Origin of the sequence: Photobacterium aphoticum (genome assembly GCF_001029435.1) — a bacterium.
Classification (GTDB): domain Bacteria; phylum Pseudomonadota; class Gammaproteobacteria; order Enterobacterales; family Vibrionaceae; genus Photobacterium; species Photobacterium aphoticum.
In genome coordinates this window covers 55,969-75,229 of record NZ_LDOV01000015.1, presented here as the reverse complement: position 1 = coordinate 75,229, position 19,261 = coordinate 55,969, and the positions used below count along the sequence as shown (strand labels likewise).

Annotated in this window: 18 protein-coding genes; 8 read left to right on the top strand and 10 right to left on the bottom strand. The window is 56.0% G+C overall.

The window, feature by feature from the left end:
- Positions 1-29: 29 nt before the first annotated feature.
- The 4 genes from ABT58_RS08185 to hemC are packed head-to-tail and all read right to left on the bottom strand — an operon-like array spanning position 30 to position 4,099.
- On the bottom strand, positions 30-1,217 hold the full coding sequence (locus ABT58_RS08185) for a heme biosynthesis protein HemY (RefSeq protein ID WP_047873912.1): 1,188 nt from the start codon (positions 1,215-1,217) through the stop codon (positions 30-32).
- Positions 1,214-2,407 (bottom strand): uroporphyrinogen-III C-methyltransferase, encoded by a 1,194-nt coding sequence (locus tag ABT58_RS08180; protein ID WP_047873911.1) that lies wholly within the window; start codon positions 2,405-2,407, stop codon positions 1,214-1,216. Before ABT58_RS08180 ends, ABT58_RS08185 begins: the two co-directional genes overlap by 4 nt.
- A complete protein-coding gene (locus ABT58_RS08175) occupies positions 2,400-3,167 on the bottom strand; it encodes a uroporphyrinogen-III synthase (RefSeq protein ID WP_047873910.1) in 768 nt (255 codons plus the stop codon). The genes ABT58_RS08180 and ABT58_RS08175 overlap by 8 nt, the downstream gene beginning before the upstream one ends.
- Positions 3,167-4,099 carry a hydroxymethylbilane synthase gene (hemC, locus tag ABT58_RS08170; protein WP_047873909.1) on the bottom strand — a complete coding sequence of 311 codons (933 nt, stop codon included), beginning with the start codon at positions 4,097-4,099 and terminating at the stop codon, positions 3,167-3,169. Before hemC ends, ABT58_RS08175 begins: the two co-directional genes overlap by 1 nt.
- A 414-nt stretch (positions 4,100-4,513) precedes the next feature.
- Here hemC and ABT58_RS08165 point away from each other — a divergent pair, with 414 nt between their 5' ends.
- Positions 4,514-7,066 (top strand): class I adenylate cyclase, encoded by a 2,553-nt coding sequence (locus tag ABT58_RS08165; protein ID WP_047873908.1) that lies wholly within the window; start codon positions 4,514-4,516, stop codon positions 7,064-7,066.
- A gap of 108 nt (positions 7,067-7,174) precedes the next feature.
- Here ABT58_RS08165 and cyaY read toward each other — a convergent pair whose 3' ends face one another.
- Positions 7,175-7,486, bottom strand: a complete 312-nt coding sequence (cyaY, locus tag ABT58_RS08160) for an iron donor protein CyaY (protein ID WP_047873907.1) — start codon at positions 7,484-7,486, stop codon at positions 7,175-7,177.
- A gap of 78 nt (positions 7,487-7,564) precedes the next feature.
- Between cyaY and lptM the strand changes: the two genes are divergently transcribed.
- From lptM to yigB, 6 genes are read left to right on the top strand one after another with little or no spacing between them, the layout of a single operon-like run.
- Complete coding sequence (gene lptM, locus ABT58_RS23695; protein ID WP_082211023.1) at positions 7,565-7,678, top strand: LPS translocon maturation chaperone LptM; 114 nt, start codon at positions 7,565-7,567, stop codon at positions 7,676-7,678.
- A gap of 25 nt (positions 7,679-7,703) precedes the next feature.
- Entirely contained in the window at positions 7,704-8,957 is a 1,254-nt protein-coding gene (lysA, locus tag ABT58_RS08155) for a diaminopimelate decarboxylase (protein ID WP_047873906.1), read from the top strand.
- Between the two features lie 15 nt (positions 8,958-8,972).
- Positions 8,973-9,803 carry a diaminopimelate epimerase gene (dapF, locus tag ABT58_RS08150; protein WP_047873905.1) on the top strand — a complete coding sequence of 277 codons (831 nt, stop codon included), beginning with the start codon at positions 8,973-8,975 and terminating at the stop codon, positions 9,801-9,803.
- Positions 9,800-10,495, top strand: a complete 696-nt coding sequence (locus tag ABT58_RS08145; protein WP_047873904.1) for a DUF484 family protein — start codon at positions 9,800-9,802, stop codon at positions 10,493-10,495. The genes dapF and ABT58_RS08145 overlap by 4 nt, the downstream gene beginning before the upstream one ends.
- The gene (xerC, locus tag ABT58_RS08140) at positions 10,492-11,400 is read left to right on the top strand and encodes a tyrosine recombinase XerC (protein ID WP_047873903.1); all 909 of its coding nucleotides are present in this window, start codon (positions 10,492-10,494) and stop codon (positions 11,398-11,400) included. Before ABT58_RS08145 ends, xerC begins: the two co-directional genes overlap by 4 nt.
- A gap of 35 nt (positions 11,401-11,435) precedes the next feature.
- A complete protein-coding gene (yigB, locus tag ABT58_RS08135) occupies positions 11,436-12,170 on the top strand; it encodes a 5-amino-6-(5-phospho-D-ribitylamino)uracil phosphatase YigB (protein ID WP_047873902.1) in 735 nt (244 codons plus the stop codon).
- Positions 12,171-12,262: 92 nt separating this feature from the next.
- On the opposite strand, the gene ABT58_RS08130 is transcribed toward yigB, so the two are convergent.
- The 4 genes from ABT58_RS08130 to ABT58_RS08115 form a co-directional block, all read right to left on the bottom strand.
- Positions 12,263-12,718: a DoxX family protein gene (locus ABT58_RS08130; RefSeq protein WP_047873901.1), complete on the bottom strand. Its 456-nt coding sequence runs from the start codon at positions 12,716-12,718 to the stop codon at positions 12,263-12,265.
- A gap of 67 nt (positions 12,719-12,785) precedes the next feature.
- On the bottom strand, positions 12,786-13,595 hold the full coding sequence (locus ABT58_RS08125; protein ID WP_047873900.1) for an HvfC/BufC N-terminal domain-containing protein: 810 nt from the start codon (positions 13,593-13,595) through the stop codon (positions 12,786-12,788).
- A complete protein-coding gene (gene bufB / locus ABT58_RS08120) occupies positions 13,576-14,421 on the bottom strand; it encodes an MNIO family bufferin maturase (RefSeq protein WP_047873899.1) in 846 nt (281 codons plus the stop codon). Before bufB ends, ABT58_RS08125 begins: the two co-directional genes overlap by 20 nt.
- A 25-nt stretch (positions 14,422-14,446) precedes the next feature.
- A complete protein-coding gene (locus ABT58_RS08115) occupies positions 14,447-14,713 on the bottom strand; it encodes a BufA1 family periplasmic bufferin-type metallophore (RefSeq protein WP_047873898.1) in 267 nt (88 codons plus the stop codon).
- 358 nt (positions 14,714-15,071) lie between these two features.
- On the opposite strand from ABT58_RS08115, the gene uvrD reads away from it, so the two are divergent.
- On the top strand, positions 15,072-17,243 hold the full coding sequence (gene uvrD / locus ABT58_RS08105) for a DNA helicase II (RefSeq protein WP_047873896.1): 2,172 nt from the start codon (positions 15,072-15,074) through the stop codon (positions 17,241-17,243).
- A 111-nt stretch (positions 17,244-17,354) separates the two neighbouring features.
- Here uvrD and ggt read toward each other — a convergent pair whose 3' ends face one another.
- Positions 17,355-19,250, bottom strand: a complete 1,896-nt coding sequence (gene ggt / locus ABT58_RS08100) for a gamma-glutamyltransferase (RefSeq protein ID WP_082211022.1) — start codon at positions 19,248-19,250, stop codon at positions 17,355-17,357.
- Positions 19,251-19,261 lie beyond the last annotated feature (11 nt).

The window sequence follows — 19,261 nt, the reverse complement described above, 5'->3', positions numbered from 1 at the left end:
CCGGCGTTTTGTGCGCTCGAACCGAGCGGTTACGACTTGCTTGGTAACGCCAGTGTTAAGGCTTCACGCGACAAGGTCGCCGCGCCTTGGGTGTCGTCCAGTTTGTCCATCACTTCGATCAGGTAACCGTAATCCACCACGTTCGGACGCAGGGCGATGGCCTTCTCCAGATGCTGTTTCGCTTCTTCCCACTTGCCTTCACGCATGAACAACTGGCCCAGTGCACTGTGGGTGCTCGGGTTGCTGCTGTCATAACGCAACAGATCTTGCAGGCGAACAATCGCAGGGTGGTTGTCTGGTAGATTCAGGGCCGGTACCAGTGCAATCAGGCTTTCATCCGAGTTCTTCTTCAGCGCATCACGCAGTACGGTGTAGGCTTCGTTATCGGCATGGTGCTGGCTCATCAGGCGCACAAAGCAGCCAATCAGCTCTGGACGTTGCTTGGCTTTGCGGCTCAGGCTGTTCCAGTAACCCATCAGGCCTTCGGTGCCTTGTTGTTTCGCCATGTGGTGCATGATGCCGCACTCGGCTTTCAGCTCCAGCGCAAAAGACTCTTCCGCGCTCAGAACACCGGCTTTCTCCAACTGTGGCAGGGTCGCCAACAGTGGTTTCCAGTCTTCCAGCTTGATGTAGCACTCTTTCAGCAAGCCCAGCAGTACCGGGTTGCGGCTGTGATCTTGCTGAATGTCTTGCAGGGTCGCGACCGCTTGCTCGTATTGCTGCTGACGGAACTGCAGCTTAGCGCGGGTGAGTGCGACAGCCAGGCTTTGGCCATCGATATCTGCCGCCAGCTTCAGGTATTCGTCACGCTGGCTGGCATCGCCCAGCCCTTGTGCCGCTTCTGCTGCCGCTAAGTAGTTCAGTACCGGGGTATCGCTGTGCTTGGCAGATTTCACCACCAATTTTTCAGCCTGTTTCCAGTCACCTTCAATCACCTTCATCAGACCGTTCGCGGTTTGCTGGCGGGCTTTACGGGTTTTACGGCCAGAGAACCAGCCACGGGTGCTGCTGCTCAGGGAGAACAGGTATTTCAGCAGGGTTTCCAGCAGGAAGAAGGCACCGAACAACACCACAATCAGCAGGATAAGTGTGGTCAGGCTCATTTCCAGTGTCTGGTTAGCGGCAGAAATCAGGACATACCCTTGGTTACCCGCCAGCATCGGCCCGGCCACAATACCGGCGATCAGAGCGGCGACCAGCAGTAATAGTCGGATCATGCTGGGTTCTCCTCTGCGTTCAGTGGCGTGACTTGCTGACGCAGGCGATCACGGATGGTATCGGTAAGCAACTCAGCCGATTTCAGTTTGTTCGGGTAATCCACATCAATGGTTTGCTGTGACAGCTCGTCGAGCGTCGTGATAAAGGCTTGCACCTTCGGATCATCCATATTGTAGAACTGCTCAGCCCACTCTTTGGCCAGTGTCAGCGACGAGCTATACACTTCTTGCTGCTCGCGGTAAACCGCCGTGATGGCTGTGGTCAGCTTCCACTTGATGTTTTCTTGTAAGTAGAAATCCTGTTTTGGCGATAACAGTGGGATCACGCTGCCGTCACGGGTACGGTACGTGACAAAGTGTTCACTGAAGCTTTTCAGTGACGTCATCAGGTTGGTTTTCCAGTCATCCACCGAGGTCGACACTTCGGCTTTTTCGACCGCTTGTGCATCCGGAATGATGGCATTGGCCAGCGGCAGGGTTGGAATCTTTTCTTGCAGTGAATCTAGGCTCAGCACGATGACATCACGGTCAATACGCGGAATGCCTTTTAAGGTGGTGATATCTGAACGCATGGCGCGGCGAAGCGGGGTCAGGCTCGGATCGTTAAGCTCCGCAATGCGGTGATCGGCCGATTCCAGCAACACGATGGCGCTCACGGTGTCGTGTTCTAAGTTCAGCTTGCGGCCGGCCATTTTCACCAGGTAATCCGCTTCTGCCAGCAGCCAGTCATTTGGACGGCGGCCTTTCACTTCGGCCAGTGCCATTTGCAGGCTGGTGATGGATTTGTCTTGTTGCGTTTGAGCAACTTCCGCTTCCTGCAAGGCACCATTGACTTGTTTCAGGGTTTCTTGCTGTGAGGTTTTAACAGCGGCTTGCAAAGAAGATTGTAGAGACGAGATTTCGTTCTGCATTGCCGCCATTTGTGCGTTTTGCGCCAGGCTTTGCTGGTGGCCGTGGTAGTACAGCCCGCCGCCCAGCGCGATCACCAAGGCGATAGCCACTAAACCGGTTTTACTGCCTTTTTGTTCAGCCTGAGCGGGTGGCGTTTGAGGTTGTTGAGGCGCAGCGGATGGGGTGCTTGATGCTGGCTTGTCCGTTTTGCCTTTATTGGCCGCCGGTGCTGAGGCGGCTTGCGCTGCGTTAGGGGCGTTGTTCGCAGCGTTATCTTTATTGGTTTTTTTATCAGTCATCCGATTTTCCCATTGTGCCTTTCTTGCTTAGGGTGGTGAATAGCGGGCCATTGGCCGCACTGCCCACATTGGAAATTAAACGATAACCAAGCCGGGTGGCTTGGTCGGCGATTCGCTGGCTTGGTACGAAGAGCTGGCATTGAAGAAACCAAGCCTTGGCGCTGTCTGGGACCAGTTGGGTCAAGAACGCCAGTTGTTCACCACTGGTAACCACCAGGGCATCCATGCCTGCTTGTTGCCATTGCTGGCAAAGGAGCTGACCATCAAGCGGTAGCCACTCACGGCGGTAGGTTTCGCAATAGCGTACCTTGGCACCGCGTTGTAGCAGGTGTTGATATATGACCTCCCGTCCCCCGTTACCACGCAGGATCACCCCCCGTTTACCGCGTATATCAGTCAGTACGGGTAAGTCGAGCAGGCCTTCACTGTCGCAACGGGTCTGCGGCGCGTGAATCGTTTGTCCTGTATGGCTTTTCATCGTAGCGGCGGTTTTATGGCCTACGGCTATATAATGCACGTTTTTTGGCCAACTGGCACCTACCGACAATAAGTAATTGTGGGCGAGATCGGCTGCATGAGCACTGACCACAATCACAAAATCATTCGGTTTTAGATCATCAAGAAGGGACGGCAGGGAAGTGAGTTCATGCCCCGGCTGGATATGCAGCAGGGGCTGGGCAATGGCACTGATCCCCGCAGCATTAAGCTGCTGAGCAAGCGCGGGGCCGTCAGGGGCTGGGCGGGTGATCAGTACGGTCATTAATGGTTGCCGTAAAGCGTATCAAGGATCTGCTTGGCACCGTCAGCCAGAAGTTGATCGGCCAGTTGGACACCCAAGGCTTCCGCATCGGCTTGCGCGCCGCGAATTTCACCGGCCACAATTTTGCTGCCGTCAGGCTCGCCGACCAGGGCACGCAACCAGATTTGATCGCCTTGCAGTTCGGCATAGCTGCCGATTGGCACCTGACAGCCCCCTTGCAGGCGGTTGTTCATGGCACGCTCACACAACACGCGGGTTGCGGTGTCATCGTGGTTCAGTGCGGCCAGCAGGCCACGTACGCGGGTGTCATCCAAACGGCACTCAATGCCCACCGCACCTTGGCCGACCGCCGGCAGGCTGGTTTCAGGCGCAATGGCACAGCGGATGCGATCGTGCATCTTCAGACGCATCAGGCCGGCACAGGCCAGAATGATGGCATCGTATTCGCCGTTATCCAGTTTGCTCAGACGGGTGTTCACGTTACCGCGCAAATCTTTCACGATAAGATCAGGGCGCTGAGCACGCAGCTGACACTGACGACGCAGGCTGGACGTACCGACTACGGCACCGGCTGGCAGCTGCTCAATACTTTCATACTGGTTAGACACAAAGGCATCACGCGGATCTTCACGCTCACAGATGGTGACCAGGCCCAGTCCTTCCGGGAATTCGACCGGCACGTCTTTCATTGAGTGCACCGCGATATCGGCGCGGCCTTCCAGCATCGCCACTTCCAGTTCTTTCACGAACAGGCCTTTACCGCCCACTTTCGCTAACGGTGTGTCTAGGATGATGTCACCTTTAGTGACCATCGGGACCAATTCGACCACTAAGCCAGGGTGGGCTTTTTCCAGCGCGTCTTTTACAAATTCTGCTTGCCACATCGCCAGCGGGCTTTTGCGGGTAGCAATGCGGATAGGGGTATCAGTCATAAAAGTGATTCCACAGTTCTCGTTAGCAATAGCATTGATTTATGGTCTAATCCTACCATTACTGAGCAGGGATGGTAATTCGCGTGTTGCTGTCAGTGCGTCGACGCAGTATTGTCTTGATCTGGGGAGGAATTAATGTGACTCCCTTCACGGAACCCTCATGCAAAAAGGTGAGCTAGACCCGCAAAGTGGCGATTTCGCCCGGTTGTACTAGCTTCATGAGGGGCAGGCTACGGAAAGGTCGGCCAGCAAAATGACAGGTCATTCACATCTTGTCACAAAACGTTATTATCTTTACGGTTAATGCAAAAACTGTTAGATTGATCACGTTTTTACTCCTGGGCAGAGTTATCTCTACCGCATTAGTGACAAGATTTGGGCCGCTCTGACGCTGGCAGCTCTTGGAAGAGTAATTTGCAGAACTATATCGAAACGCTTAAAAGCAGACAGGATCAGCTCAACGAGCTTCGTCTCACGCGTGCACGTGCCGCCATGACCGCCCAATCGGTGCAGGTTTTTGACGTGTTACCTGTTTTGCTTCACTACAATCACCCGGCAGTGCCTGGCTACCTTGATCAGGTGGTATCGGTCGGGATCGCGTCGTTTTCTGCGACCGAAGCGCAGCAGCAGTTCATTGATGACTGCGGCCTTGCCGTCTCTGCGACTCTCACTCCTCCTACTGGTGAACGCCTGCCTATTCTGGGCTTGTATGCCATGGGCAGTACCGCCTCATTGGGGCAAAGCCTGACCAGCGATCTGGATATCTGGGTCTGTATCCGTACCGACATGTCTGCTGACGCCCGTCAGGCGTTGGATGCCAAATGTGCCTTGGTGTCGGAATGGGCGATGAGCCAGGGCGTTGAAGCCAACTTCTTTCTGATCGACGAAAACCGTTTCCGCGACAACTTTTCCGAAAAAATGACCGGTGAAAACTGTGGCTCTAGCCAGCATTTGTTGCTGCTGGATGAGTTTTACCGTTCAGCTGTCTGTCTGGGTGGCCAACCGCTGTTGTGGTTCATGGTGCCGCCAGAGATGGAAGAGTGTTACGACGACTATGTCTGCTATTTAGTGCAAGGCGGGTTTATCCGTCGTGACGAGTGGATCGATTTCGGCGGCCTGTCACGCATTCCGGCGGAAGAGTATTTCGGCTCGAGCCTGTGGCAGCTGTATAAAAGTATCGACTCCCCGTACAAGTCGGTACTGAAAGCGATTTTGCTGGAAGCCTATTCGTGGGAATACCCGTTTACCCAGCTTTTGAGCGTGGACGGCAAACGCCGTTTCTTCGCCATCGATCGTACCGAATTTTGTATGGACGCCTATTTCCTGATGTTGGAAAAGGTGACCCGCTACTTAGAGCGTATCAGTGATCACCGCCGTCTGGACTTGGTGCGTCGCTGTTTCTACCTCAAAACCCATGAAAAGCTGACCCGTAAACCGGGCCTGGGCTCTGTGCCGTGGCGCCGGAAGGTGCTGGAAGAGCTGACCACCTCATGGGGTTGGCCGCACGAAGTGCTGCACGAGCTGGATAACCGCCGTGACTGGAAAGTGGAGCTGGTCAAAAGCGCCCACAACGGTCTGCTGGATGCCCTGATGCTCAGCTACCGTAACCTGATCCGGTTTGCCCGTCGCAATAACATTACCTCCGCCATCAGTCCGGAAGACATCAGTATTCTGGCGCGTAAATTGTACGCGGCGTTTGAGGTGTTGCCGGGCAAAGTGACCCTGCTCAATCCGCAGTTGTCACCGGACTTGCACGAGCAAGATCTGACCCTGATCCAAGTCCCGGCCGGCCACACCAATACGGCAGGCTGGTATTTGTATAAGCAGCCGCTCGATCCGATTGCCATCATGGGCCGTCCGGCGCTGGAGCATAACCGCTACCTCAGCAAGCTGGTGGCATGGGCCTATTTCAACGGCCTGTTGACCGAATCGACCTGTTTGCACACCGTGGTGCGTGATTCCGCATTGGACATCGACAAGCTGTATCAGCTGGTGAGTGATATTCGCAACACCTTCCCGATCCGCCGTCCGCAGCCAAGCCTGCAGGCGCTGTCGAGTCCGTGTGAGATCCGCCAGTTAGGTTTGTTCATTAACTTAGAAAACGATCCGACCACCGCGCTGAAAAGCCGTTCAGTGCGTTTCGATTTCAAAAATACCGATATTTTCAGCTACGGCCCGGAGCAGCAATGCTTGGTGGGCAGTGTGGATTTGGTGTACCGCAATTCGTGGAACGAAGTGCGTACTCTGAACTTCACCGGCGAAAATGCCATGCTGGAAGCGCTGAAAACCGTACTGGGCAAAATGCACCAGGACGCCCTGCCGCCCGAATCGGTGGATGTGTTCTGTTACAGCAAGCACATGCGCGGGTTGATCCGTAACTTGGTGTACCAGTTGGTGGCCGAGTGTATCGAGATGCGCTTGAAGCCGGTTGAGCAGGAAAAACGCCGTCGCTTCAAAGCGATCCGCATTGGTCAGCAGACACACGGCCTGTTCTTTGAACGCCGTGGCGTGTCGGTACAGAAGCTAGAAAACTCGGTGGATTTCTACAGCTGCATCTCAACCAACAAGTTGATGGGCGCGGCGAATTTGGTGATGGGCAAAACCGACGAGCCGCATCCGCCGGAAATCGTCGATGCGTACGCCAGTGAAGGTCTGATCCAGTTCTTCTTTGAAGACTGCGATGACGGGTTCAACATCTATATTCTGGATGAAGCGAACCGCATTGAAGTGTACCGCCAGTGCAGCGGTGACAAAGATGAGATGGTGCACGGCGTGAATCGCTTTTACACCTCGGCGCAGGATCGCTTTAGCTACAGCGCGAACTTCATCAACTTCAATCTGCCGCAGTTTTACGACATTGTGCGTAACGACAAAGGCGAGCCGCAGGTACTGCCGTTCAAGAGTGGTCAGCAACCGCCACGCAATACCGTGGTGCCGACCGCGACCGCTGTCATGGCGTCACGCTAATTCTTTCGCAGCCTGCTGTTGCGCGGAAAAAGACACGCATAAAAAAACGAGAGCCTTGGCTCTCGTTTTTTGTCTCTGCGGCGTTTGATGCTAAACGGCGTGAGAGGCTTACCAGTCGACGGTTTCACCGGCGTGCAGGGAACACTCTTGTTTCACCAGTGCGATCAACTCTGCGCCGCTGCGGGTACAACGCCATTCGCCGTCTTGGTGTTTGAAGTGGTAACCGCCTGATTTTGAGGCCAACCAGATTTCATGCAGCGGTTCCTGACGGTTGATCACGATCTGGCTGCGGTTTTCAAATTCCAGCGTCAGGACGTTGCCTGTCGTCTCATATTCAATGTCCGCACCGGATTCATCGATGCCTTCTTCGATCTGCATTAGCACGTCATCGGCCAACTTATGGAATTCTGTATCATTCATCCCGGTTCATCCTATTGCTTTTCCTAGTATGGGTGCGATTATAGAGGGCAATGAAATGATAATCACTGGCTTTGACAAATGCGTAAAGGTTTATTAGCAATTTTACTGTTAGGTGTACTGGGACTGGCTGGCTGTGGCCAGAGCGGACCGTTATACATGCCTGACGATACTGAGCAGCCGCAACAACCATAACAAGACAGACAGGGAAGAGACGACATTGGACTATTTTAACTACCAGCAAGATGGCCAGCTCTGGGCCGAAGACGTACCACTGACCCAATTGGCCGAGCGCTTCGGCACGCCGTTGTATGTGTATTCGCGCGCGACGTTAGAGCGCCATTGGCATGCTTTTGATCAGGCGGTCGCGGATCACCCGCACCTGATCTGTTATGCGGTGAAAGCGAACTCAAACCTGGGGGTACTGAACGTGCTGGCACGTTTGGGCTCGGGCTTTGATATCGTTTCCGGCGGGGAGCTGGAGCGTGTGATCGCCGCTGGCGGTGACCCGCGTAAAGTGGTGTTCTCGGGGGTCGGGAAAACCGCCGCTGAAATGCAGCGCGCGCTGGAGTTGGGGATCAAATGCTTCAATGTTGAATCCGAACCGGAGCTGGAGCGCCTGAATCAGGTGGCCGGTGAGATGGGCGTGGTCGCGCCGGTGTCGTTGCGTATTAACCCGGATGTGGATGCGCAAACGCACCCGTATATCTCGACCGGTTTGCGTGACAACAAGTTCGGTATCGCCTTTGATCGCGCGCCGGACGTGTACCGTCTGGCCCATGCCTTACCGCACTTGCAGGTGGTCGGCATGGATTGCCACATCGGCTCGCAACTCACGGCATTGTCCCCGTTTGTGGATGCCACCGATCGCTTGCTGGCGTTGATTGAAACGCTTAAAGCCGAAGGCATTACCATCCATCATTTGGATGTCGGTGGTGGCTTGGGGGTCACTTACAATGATGAGCGCCCGCCAGAGCCGTCAGAATACGCCAAAGTGCTGATGTCCCGTCTGACCGATTACCCGGATCTTGAACTGATTTTCGAGCCGGGCCGTGCTATTGCCGCGAACGCCGGGGTGATGCTGACACGGGTGGAATACCTCAAGCATACCGAACATAAGAACTTCGCCATTGTCGATGCGGCGATGAACGATTTGATCCGTCCGACCCTGTATCAGGCGTGGCAGGCCATTGTGCCGGTGAGCCCGCGTGAGGGTGAGGCGGTGATGTACGATTTTGTGGGCCCGATCTGTGAAACCGGTGACTTTATCGGTAAAGATCGCGCTTTATGTCTCGCGCCGGGCGATTTACTGGCCGTGCGTTCAGCCGGTGCCTATGGTTTTGTGATGGCATCCAACTATAACTCCCGTGTTCGAGCAGCAGAGATCATGGTCGACGGCCAGCAGGCGCACGTGGTGCGTGAGCGTGAAGAGCTTACGCAACTGTGGCAGCTAGAGCATCGACTGCCTGAATAACGGATAAGGAACATCATGCAGGTTAATTTTGCAAAAATGCATGGGCTGGGTAACGACTTTATGGTGGTCGACAGTGTTACTCAGAACGTCTTCTTCTCGCCGGATTGTATTCGGCGTTTAGCCGATCGCCATCGCGGCATCGGCTTTGATCAGCTGCTGGTGGTTGAGCCCCCGTACGATCCGGAAAGCGACTTTCATTACCGTATCTTCAATGCTGACGGCAGCGAAGTGGAGCAGTGTGGCAACGGTGCGCGTTGCTTTGCCCGTTTTGTCTGGATGAAAGGGCTGACCAACAAATACGCCATCGCGGTCAGCACCAAAGCCGGCAAGATGGTGCTCAAAATTGAGCACGATAACCAGGTGACGGTGAACATGGGCGTGCCGAACTTTGAGCCGGGGAAGATCCCGCTGAAAGCCAAGCAAAGTGAAAAAACCTACATTCTGCGTGCCGGTGAAGCGACGGTTTTCTGTGGCGCGGTCAGCATGGGCAACCCGCATTGTGTCACCGTGGTGGACGATGTGGACACGGCTGATGTGGAAACCTTGGGCCCGTTGCTGGAATCGCATGACCGTTTCCCGGAACGCGTTAACGCCGGCTTCATGCAAATTGTCGATCGCAATACTATCAGGCTGCGCGTGTACGAGCGTGGCGCCGGGGAAACCCAGGCCTGTGGCAGTGGCGCCTGTGCGGCGGTGGCGATTGGCCGTCAGCAAGGGTTGCTGGATGAGAATGTGAAAGTGTCGCTGCCGGGCGGGGATTTACATATCCGCTGGCAGGGAGAAGGCAAACCGCTGTACATGACCGGTCCGGCGACCCATGTTTATGACGGGCAAATCGTACTATGAGCGACGTGACATCGTTGGCGCGACCGAGCTCGCCTGCCGGTCTGACCGAGCAGGACGTCGCGGATTTTCTTCAGGCGAACCCGGATTTTTTCATTCGCCAGCCGGATCTGTTAACCCGGATCCAGGTGCACCACACCGAGCGCGGAGTGGTGTCGCTGGTGGACATTCAGCTGGAACGCCTGCGCCGTCAGGTCGGTGAGCTGGAAGAAAAAATCAGTGGGTTGATCAGTGCGGCGAGCAAGAACAGTGCCTTGTTCGAAGAGTTTGCCCGTGCCCAGCAGCAGCTGTTTCAGACCCACAATATTTATCAGGCGATCAGCGTACTGAGCGCCTTGGCGACACGACTCAATCTGGAAGTGACGGTGCGGTTGTTTGACAGCCTGGATGAAGACATCTTCATGCCGCGTCAGGACTTTGATGAGTTTCGCCGCTCCCATCTGGCTTCGCGGCCGGTCTATTTGGGCCGATTGCGCAAGCTGGAGCGGGAACGTTTATTTGAACAGGCCCCTCCCTTAGGCTCCTTTTTAGTGATGCCGATTGGGCAGGAGCGGCCGATTGGCATGCTGGCGTTTGCCTGTGCCGACGGTGGCCATTTTCAGCCAGACATGGATACCTTATTTGTGGAGCAGTTAGCCACGCTATTAGCCCGTCTCACCCACCACTGGGAATACACCCGTGAGGTGATGGAATGAGTTTGCCGGGCTCCCTCGAAAAGCCGTTATTGCGGTTCTATGAGTTCCTGCGCAGCGAGCGCGGGCTCAGTTTGCATACCCAGCAAAACTACAAACGCCAGCTCACCACATTGGCCGAGCAGTTGGTGGCGCTGGGCGTGACCGATTGGCAAACCGTGGATGCGGGATGGGTGCGTCAGCTGGCCAGTAAAGGTATGCGTGACGGCCTTAAAGCCAGCAGCCTGGCGATGCGTTTGTCGGCCTTGCGCAGCTTTTTCGATTACCTGGTGTCACAGGGCCTGCTGCAGGCCAACCCGGCCAAAGGGGTGTCGGCGCCGCGTAAAGCCCGTCCGCTGCCCAAGAACCTTGATGTCGATGAAATGGATCAGTTGCTCAGCGTCGATGGCGATGATCCGCTGTCTATCCGTGATCGCGCGATGATGGAATTGATGTACGGGGCCGGCTTGCGTTTGTCTGAGCTGGTGGGGCTGAACGTGAAAGACATTAACCTGCGCAAAGGCGATTTACGGGTGATCGGTAAAGGCGACAAAGAGCGCATTGTGCCGTTTGCCGGTTTAGCCAAAGAGTGGGTCGGCCACTGGTTACAGGTGCGTGGTGATGTCGCAGCGGTGGATGAGCCGGGGCTGTTTGTCTCCAAACTGGGCTCCCGCATTTCCAACCGTAATGTGCAAAAGCGCATGATGGAATGGGGCCAAAAGCAGGCCGTGTCCAGCCACATTAACCCGCACAAATTGCGCCACAGTTTTGCTACCCACATGCTGGAATCATCCGGCGATTTGCGTGCGGTGCAGGAGCTGCTGGGGCACGCAAACCTGACCACGACCCAAATCTACACCCACTTGGACTTCCAACATTTGGCCAAGGTGTACGATGAGGCGCACCCGCGCGCCAAGCGCAGTAAGTAGTGCGCGTTTCACACAGAATAAACAAGTAGGCTCTGATGCAAGTGTACCGCCCGTTTCCGGCTCCCAAGGCCATCACGTTTGATCTCGATGACACCCTGTATGACAACCGTCCGGTGATCCGCCGTGCTGAGCAGGCCATGTATGACTGGCTCGCCAGCGAGCACCCTGTGACGAACGGGATGGGAACGGCGCGTTGGCAGGCGTTGAAGCAGGCCGTCGCGCAGGTCGATCCCATGCTGCGTCATGATGTGACGCAATGGCGGTTTGAGTACCTGAAGATCGGACTGATGCAGTTTGGCTACTCGCTGGCGAAGGCGGAGCAGGCGGCGCAGGTCGGTGTGGCGCATGTGTTGGCGGTGCGCAATCAGGTCGATGTGCCGGCAGAAACCCATCGCGTGTTGCAGGCGTTAGCGGCGCGCGTGCCACTGGTGGCGATCACCAACGGTAACGTGGATGTCGAAAAGATTGGGCTGGCCCCGTATTTTTCGGCGGTGTTCATGGCCGGGCGTGACGGCATGGCCAAACCGGAGCCGGCGTTGTTTGTGCAGGCCGCCCGTCATTTGGCGTTACCTGTAGAGGTGATTTTGCATGTGGGCGATCATCCGGTGACCGATGTCGGCGGGGCGGTGCTTAACGGTTTTCGTGCCTGTTGGTTCAACGATCAGGCCCGTCAGTGGGGCGATGATGCGCGCGCGCAGTGGCAGCCGGATGTGGAAATCACCGCACTGGCACAACTGCTGCCGTTGCTGGACGGCGATAACGGGAAGTAAACAGCCAGCAGAGGTTTTGCTGACACATGAAAAAACGGGCTGGGTGCCCGTTTTTTTGTGCCTGTAAACCGTGAGGTGTCTTGCCGTCACGGCTATTGAATGCGCTGGGGCGTGGGTTGCTCACTGAAGAGTCGGTCCAGTGATAGCGCGCCCGCGCCCCAGAAGATATTGACCAACAGCATCATGCCCCACAGCTGATGGTCAAAGAAGCCTTTCTCCCACAGCAGCGGGTAGGACACCACGGCGATGATATTGAAGATAAATAAGGCCAGCGCCATCGGGCGGGTGAACAGGCCCAGCGCCAGAAATACCGGCAAGATCAGTTCTGCCGCCGTGCCCAGATATGCCGCCCACAGCCACGGCAGAACCGGTACTTGGTATTCATACTCAAACAGGTACAGGGTGCTGTCCCAGGTGGAGTATTTGATCATGCCGGACTGGAAAAAGACCCAGGCCACCCATAAACGGGTGAACAACAACAGCAGGGGAATGAGCGGATCGGTGAAACGCTGGGCGGTGGCATCCAGGTGTTTGAAAAATTGCAGCATACTGACCCTCCTGTTTGGTCTGCAGATAGTGTCTTGAGATTCGGTGTGTCGGGATTCGGGGTTCAATTTACGTGTTCGTGTGCGACAAGCCGTGCATCGCGCTAAACACATGTTGTTGGATCAGCGGGCCGAGCATCGCCAGCATGGCGGCTGAGGCGGTACGTAATGGTAATTGCTGTTGGCACAAGGCGATCAGGGCGGTGCCCTCCGGTGTTGTTGGCTGCACCCAGATCCCCGCCTCGCGATGCTGTACCATGACCGATTCGGGTTGCGTCATATCGATGGCTTGCACCTCATCACGTTGGATCATCTGCCACAGCGTGGCGACCGGATAGTGCGCATCGAAACAGACTGTAGTGGCTGCCGGCTCAAACCGCAGGCGACCGATGTTGGCATCATTGATGTGGGCCAACTGCGCCATATCAAACGCCGGCGTGATCGGCGGTTGTTGTCGCGCCACATCGATCAACCATTCCAAGCGGGCTAAATCCGGCAGATAAGGCACCGCTTCTGCCAACGCCGGTTGCTCGGCCATGATGGTGGTGAGGGTCTCAGCAAAGCCGTCCCCGTAGTCACTCACATCCCCGTGATTGATCGGGGTGTTAAGCACATGCTGACGCGCCAGCTGATCAAAGCAGTCTTCTCCGACCACCGCCGCCGTGCACGGGTAGGTCGCCTGGAGGACCTCTGTCAGGCTGATAATGAAGTTATTGCGGTAGATCTGGACGCGTTGTTCGGGCGTAAAGTCACCGCCGTGGATCTGCGCGGTCACGTCGCTGGCCTGATAATGCAGTGCCTGTGAAAAGGCCTGTTGCAGATCATGCAAAGACGGTGAGGCGGCTGGTGCGCTCTGCCCGTCAGGTGACGATGAGTCCATGTTCTGCCTCCTGCTGAATGATAAGGGTGGCTTTATCGGCTTCTTGTTGGAGCACCGCAAAGTCCGGAATATCGAGATCCCACTCGATAAGCGTCGGTACCAGTCCATGCTGCGCACTGTGTTGGCGCACCCATTGGCGATACAGTTGCCAGACCGGTTCACTGACCGGACGGCTGTGGGTATCAATCCACATTTCCCCGTCATCGACGGTTTTTACCGTAAAGCCCGCCAGATGGATTTCTTTCACCGTGGCCGGATCCATTGCGGCTAAATACTGCTGACAATCAAAGCCGTGATTGAACGCGCTGACATAGATGTTGTTGAGATCGAGCAGTAAATGGCAGTCCGTGCGTTGTTGTACCTGCTGGAGAAACTCCCACTCCGGAATGGTGGAATGGGCAAAGGCCAGATAACTGGACGGGTTCTCAATCAGTAAGCGTCGCCCTAGTACCTCTTGCACCTGTTCGACCTTTTGGCAGAAAAGACGCAGCGCTTCTTCGGTGTAAGGCAGGGGCAGCAAATCATTAAAAAACTGCCCGTTGACCGAGCTCCAGCTGAGGTGATCGGAGACGGCAATGGGATCCAACTCTTGCACCAAGTGTTTCAGTTGCTGTAAGTGTTGCGTGTTGAGCGGATCGGCCGAGCCGAGTGACAGCCCGATCCCGTGGCAACTGATGGGGTAATGCTGGGCGATGTCCCGCAGTTGTTGACGTGCCAGCGCGTGGGGATTGAAGTAGTTTTCACTGTGAATTTCCAGCCAGCCGACCGGCGGGCGCGTGGTGAGAACGGTATCAATGTGGGGGGAGCGAAGCCCCACCCCGACCATTGCCGTGGGGGTTAACCCAGCCACATTACTTCGCCTCTTTGTCGCCGCCCACTAAGCGGTCACACAGGCCTTTTGGCACCATCACAAAGGCATCTTTCTGGCCGTCAGTTTTGGAGGTACCGGCACAAGAGCTGGTCTTGGTGGCACAGTCATTTTTCCCGGCCTTCACCACGCCGTAGCACTTTTCTTTCCCTTCCGCCGCCACAGCGGTAGAGGCGGTCATTGCGGTGCCTGCCAGAGCAAGTAGGCCAGTCACTGCAGATGCTAGGGCGATATTCGTGGTCTTCTTCATGGTCATTCCTCTTCGGTTAGCTGACAGTTGCAATTGGCGCAACGTTCCTTTTGATTGGGTTCTCTTATTATCATGGGCACCGGTTGATGCTCTCGGAACATAAGAAAGGGCGAACCCTGTTTTTCTTTCACTTATTTTCCGTATTTTTTAACACACTGTTAACCGATGACATTTCCAAGCATAGAACAAAAGTGCTTGGTAACGGTTTGAAAGGGAAAATTATCAGTGACATGGCGAGGGGGGAATGGTGGCAAAAAAGGGCACGGGCTCCCTTGTCGGAAGGGCGGGCAGCTGCTCGCATCTTGGTCGGCTTTGCGGTTATAATCATCACCATTGTATAAATAACCAGTAGAAAGCGATGGACGTATCACTTCTGTTAGATGGCCTAAATGACAAGCAACGCGAGGCGGTGGCGGCGCCGCTGGGGAATCACTTAGTACTGGCGGGGGCCGGTAGTGGCAAAACGCGCGTGCTGGTCCATCGCATTGCTTGGTTGATGACGGTGGAGCAAGCCTCGCCGTATTCCATCATGTCGGTGACCTTCACCAACAAAGCGGCGGCGGAAATGCGCGGCCGTATTAATGAGCTGATGCATGGCTCCTCTGCCGGCATGTGGAACGGAACCTTCCACGGCTTGTGTCACCGTATGCTGCGCGCCCATTATCTGGACGCGAACCTGCCGGAAGATTTCAACATTCTGGACTCTGACGATCAGATGCGCCTGTTGCGCCGTTTGATCAAAGCGCAGAACCTGGATGAGAAGCAGTGGCCAGCCCGTCAGGCCGCGTGGTACATCAATGCTAAGAAAGACGAAGGCTTACGCCCTCAGCACATCGACACCTTTAACGATCCGGTGGAGCAAACCTGGCTGCGCCTGTATCAGGCCTACCAAGAAGCGTGTGATCGTGCCGGCCTAGTGGACTTTGCCGAGTTGCTGTTGCGCGCGTTTGAACTGCTCAAGCGCAGCAAGCACATTCGTGAGCACTATCAGGCGCGCTTTAAACACATTCTGGTCGACGAATTTCAGGATACCAACAATATCCAGTTTGCCTGGTTACGCCTGATGGCGGGGCCGGACTGTAACGTGATGATTGTGGGTGACGATGATCAGTCTATCTATGGCTGGCGAGGAGCCAAGGTTGAAAACATTCAGCGTTTCCTGAACGATTTTAAGGGCGCAAGTGCGATCTTCCTGGAGCAAAACTACCGTTCGACCGGCAACATTTTGAAGGCTGCGAACGAGCTGATCGCCAACAACAATGAACGCATGGGTAAGAACCTGTGGACGGACGGCGCGGAAGGCGAGTTGATCTCGGTGTATGCCGCGTTCAATGAACTGGACGAAGCCCGTTTTGTGGTCGGCAAGATCAAAGAGTGGCAGCAGACCGGTGGTGCGTTGCAGGACACCGCCATGCTGTACCGCAGTAACGCCCAGTCCCGTGTGCTGGAAGAAGCGTTAATTCAGGCCGGGATGCCGTACCGCATCTACGGTGGCATGCGCTTCTTTGAACGTCAGGAAATCAAAGATGCCTTGGCATATTTGCGCCTGATGGCCAACCGTCATGACGATGCCTCGTTTGAGCGCGTGGTGAACACCCCGGCACGTGGTCTGGGCGATCGCACCTTAGAAACCATCCGTATGGCCGCGCGTGATCGCGGGGCGACAATGTGGCAGGCCAGTATTGCCCTGTTGGAAGAGCAAGTGCTGGCGGGCCGTTCGGCCAATGCCCTGCGCCGTTTCATTGAGCTGATTAATGCGCTGGAAGATGACACCCGTGAGCTGCCGCTGTACCAGCAGACAGATGAGGTGATCCGCAACTCTGGCCTGCGCGTGATGTACGAGCAGGAAAAAGGCGAAAAAGCCCAGGCACGTATTGAGAACTTGGAAGAATTGGTGACTGCAACGCGCCAGTTTGAAGTGCCGGAAGAAGCGGAAGACATGAGCCCGTTGTCGGCGTTCTTGTCCCATGCGGCGCTGGAAGCGGGTGAAGGGCAGGCAGAAGAGTTTGATGATGCCGTGCAGCTGATGACCATGCACAGTGCCAAAGGTCTGGAATTCCCGGTGGTCTTCATGGTAGGTGTGGAAGAGGGCATGTTCCCGAGTTCACGCACCACCGAAGAAGTGGGCCGTCTCGAAGAAGAGCGCCGTCTGTGCTACGTGGGCATGACCCGTGCGATGCAGAAGCTGTACATCTCTTATGCTGAGATGCGCCGTCTGTACGGCAAGGACAACTTCCATAAGCCGTCACGTTTTATTCGTGAGATCCCGGAAGCGCACATTGAAGAAGTGCGCATGAAAGCCAAGGTGTCGCGTCCGGCCAGCAGCGGGCGTTTCAGCCAAGCGCAGGTGAACGACAACTTTAACCAGACCGGTTTCAGTTTGGGTCAGCGCGTACGCCACCCAAGTTTCGGGGAAGGCACCATCATCAACTTTGAAGGCAGTGGCGCACAAAGTCGTGTGCAGGTGGCTTTCAACGGTGAAGGGATCAAGTGGCTGGTGACGCAGTACGCCAAACTTGAGGCGATGTAAGCACGATCCATTCTCCACCTTCACACCGTGGTGTGATGTGCTGTGACCGCACAATGCATAAAGCCCGTCAGTGTTTGCTGACGGGCTTTTTGTTTATCGCTATCTCTTCGATTATTGCGCGCTGGCGGTTTCAGCGTCCTGGGCAGCTTGATCTGCTTGCGTCATTTTCGCCGCTTTTACGGTTTTGGCGGAGGCCGCAGAGGTATCACTCACCACGGTGCCTTCGCGACGCGGATCGGCCGCGCCGATCAGCTGACGTGGCAGCAATTGGATCGCTTGTACTCCCGATGTCAGTGGTTTGATTTGGGTGGTAAAGCCGAGTTTTTCCAGCTTGGGTGCCCATTGCTCAGCGGCAGTGCCTTGCTCCAATTCAAACGGACCAAAGCGGTTGTTCATGTTCGGCAGGTTGATGGCTTGCTGAATGTCCATGCCCCAGTCGAGATGGCCGATCAGGGTTTTCGCCACATACCCGATGATCTGGCTGCCGCCCGGCGAGCCAATGGCAAGGTACGGTTCGCCGTCTTTCATCACCATGGTGGGAGCCATGGATGAGCGGGGGCGCTTGCCTGGTTCGACCCGGTTGGCAATGGGTTGGCCGTTTTGGTGACTGCGGAAGGAAAAGTCGGTCAGTTCATTGTTGAGTAAAAAGCCGCGTACCATCAGGCGTGAGCCAAAGCCGTTTTCAATGGTGGTGGTCATCGACACCACGTTGCGGTCGCTGTCGACAATGGAAAAGTGGCTGGTGGACGGCAGCTCCAGCGATGTGTCCTTCGCATAACGCAGCGCGTGATCCCACGGCGGTGAGCCGGCGGTGACCTCGGTCAGGGCGGTGTCGCGTTGTAGCAGGCTGGCCCGTTGTTGCAGATAATCTTTGGCCAGTAAGCCGGTGGTCGGCATCGGCACATAATCGCTGTCGGCCATGTAGTGGCCGCGATCGGCAAACGCCAGGCGTGAAGCATCGCCCAGCACGCGCCAACTGTTCACGTTCTCCGGCCCCCAGGTCGCGAGCGGGTAATGACTCAGCATGCCCATGATCTGCCCCAGCGTCAGGGCGCCGGAGCTGGGTGGTCCCATGCCGCACAGATCAAATTGGCGGTACGGCGCACAGACAGGATCGCGCTCTTTGATCTGATAGGTGGCCAAGTCCATGGCACTGAGTACGCCGGGGTTATCCGAGCCTTGGCGCACGGTGTGAATGATGTCTTTGGCAATCGCGCCGGTGTAGAAGGCACTGGCGCCGCGCTCGGCAATGTGCGTCAGGGTATCGGCATAAGCCGGGTTTTTCAGGGTATGGCCGGCTGGCCACGGCTGACCTTTTTCATCGAAAAAGTACTGGCGGGTGGCCTCAAAGCGCGATAAGGAATCGGCATTGTGTGCGATCAATGCCGACAATCGCGGACTGACGATAAAGCCTTTACGGGCCAAATTGATGGCCGGCTTAAACAATTTGTGCCAGCTTAATTTGCCGTGGCGCTGGTGGGTGTACCACAACAATTTGACTGTGCCCGGGGTGCCGACCGAGCGACCACCGATCACCGCTTCCATGAAGTTCAGAGGTTGGCCTTTTTTGTCCTGAAATAATACCGGCGTGACAGCCAGCGGCGCGCTTTCCCGCCCGTCAAAGGTGCGCAGGCGCTCTTTTTCCTCATCCCAATACACTAAAAAGGCCCCGCCCCCGATCCCGGACGATTGCGGCTCAGTCAGACCGAGAACCAGTTGGGTGGCAATCATGGCATCAATGGCATTACCGCCTTGGCGCAAGATGGTGGCCCCCGCTTCGCTGGCATACGGGTTAGCGGTGGCGACCATCCAGTCTTCACCGGTCGTGACGGTGGCGGAAGGAGGCGTGCTCGTTGTTGGGGAAGCCGCTTCCGGCGCAATCTGATCGGCCGCCTGCGGTGTCGTTGCTGGCTCGGCGGCAAGCGCGGTCGCGGTGCAGAGAGGTGCGGTAAGCAGTAATGCCGCAGTCAGTGTGCGGCAGGTGGAATAACGGCTGAGCCTGATCATGGGGTGGGTAT

Coding starts and splice junctions, on each gene's coding strand:
- ABT58_RS08180 (WP_047873911.1), bottom strand. CDS start 2,407: ATGACTGATAAAAAAACCAATAAAGATAACGCTGCGAACAACGCCCCT.
- ABT58_RS08115 (WP_047873898.1), bottom strand. CDS start 14,713: ATGAAGAAGACCACGAATATCGCCCTAGCATCTGCAGTGACTGGCCTA.
- ABT58_RS08125 (WP_047873900.1), bottom strand. CDS start 13,595: ATGGACTCATCGTCACCTGACGGGCAGAGCGCACCAGCCGCCTCACCG.
- xerC (WP_047873903.1), top strand. CDS start 10,492: ATGAGTTTGCCGGGCTCCCTCGAAAAGCCGTTATTGCGGTTCTATGAG.
- ABT58_RS08145 (WP_047873904.1), top strand. CDS start 9,800: ATGAGCGACGTGACATCGTTGGCGCGACCGAGCTCGCCTGCCGGTCTG.
- ABT58_RS08175 (WP_047873910.1), bottom strand. CDS start 3,167: ATGACCGTACTGATCACCCGCCCAGCCCCTGACGGCCCCGCGCTTGCT.
- ABT58_RS08185 (WP_047873912.1), bottom strand. CDS start 1,217: ATGATCCGACTATTACTGCTGGTCGCCGCTCTGATCGCCGGTATTGTG.
- lptM (WP_082211023.1), top strand. CDS start 7,565: ATGCGTAAAGGTTTATTAGCAATTTTACTGTTAGGTGTACTGGGACTG.
- hemC (WP_047873909.1), bottom strand. CDS start 4,099: ATGACTGATACCCCTATCCGCATTGCTACCCGCAAAAGCCCGCTGGCG.
- uvrD (WP_047873896.1), top strand. CDS start 15,072: ATGGACGTATCACTTCTGTTAGATGGCCTAAATGACAAGCAACGCGAG.
- dapF (WP_047873905.1), top strand. CDS start 8,973: ATGCAGGTTAATTTTGCAAAAATGCATGGGCTGGGTAACGACTTTATG.
- cyaY (WP_047873907.1), bottom strand. CDS start 7,486: ATGAATGATACAGAATTCCATAAGTTGGCCGATGACGTGCTAATGCAG.
- ABT58_RS08130 (WP_047873901.1), bottom strand. CDS start 12,718: ATGCTGCAATTTTTCAAACACCTGGATGCCACCGCCCAGCGTTTCACC.
- yigB (WP_047873902.1), top strand. CDS start 11,436: ATGCAAGTGTACCGCCCGTTTCCGGCTCCCAAGGCCATCACGTTTGAT.
- ggt (WP_082211022.1), bottom strand. CDS start 19,250: ATGATCAGGCTCAGCCGTTATTCCACCTGCCGCACACTGACTGCGGCA.
- bufB (WP_047873899.1), bottom strand. CDS start 14,421: ATGGTCGGGGTGGGGCTTCGCTCCCCCCACATTGATACCGTTCTCACC.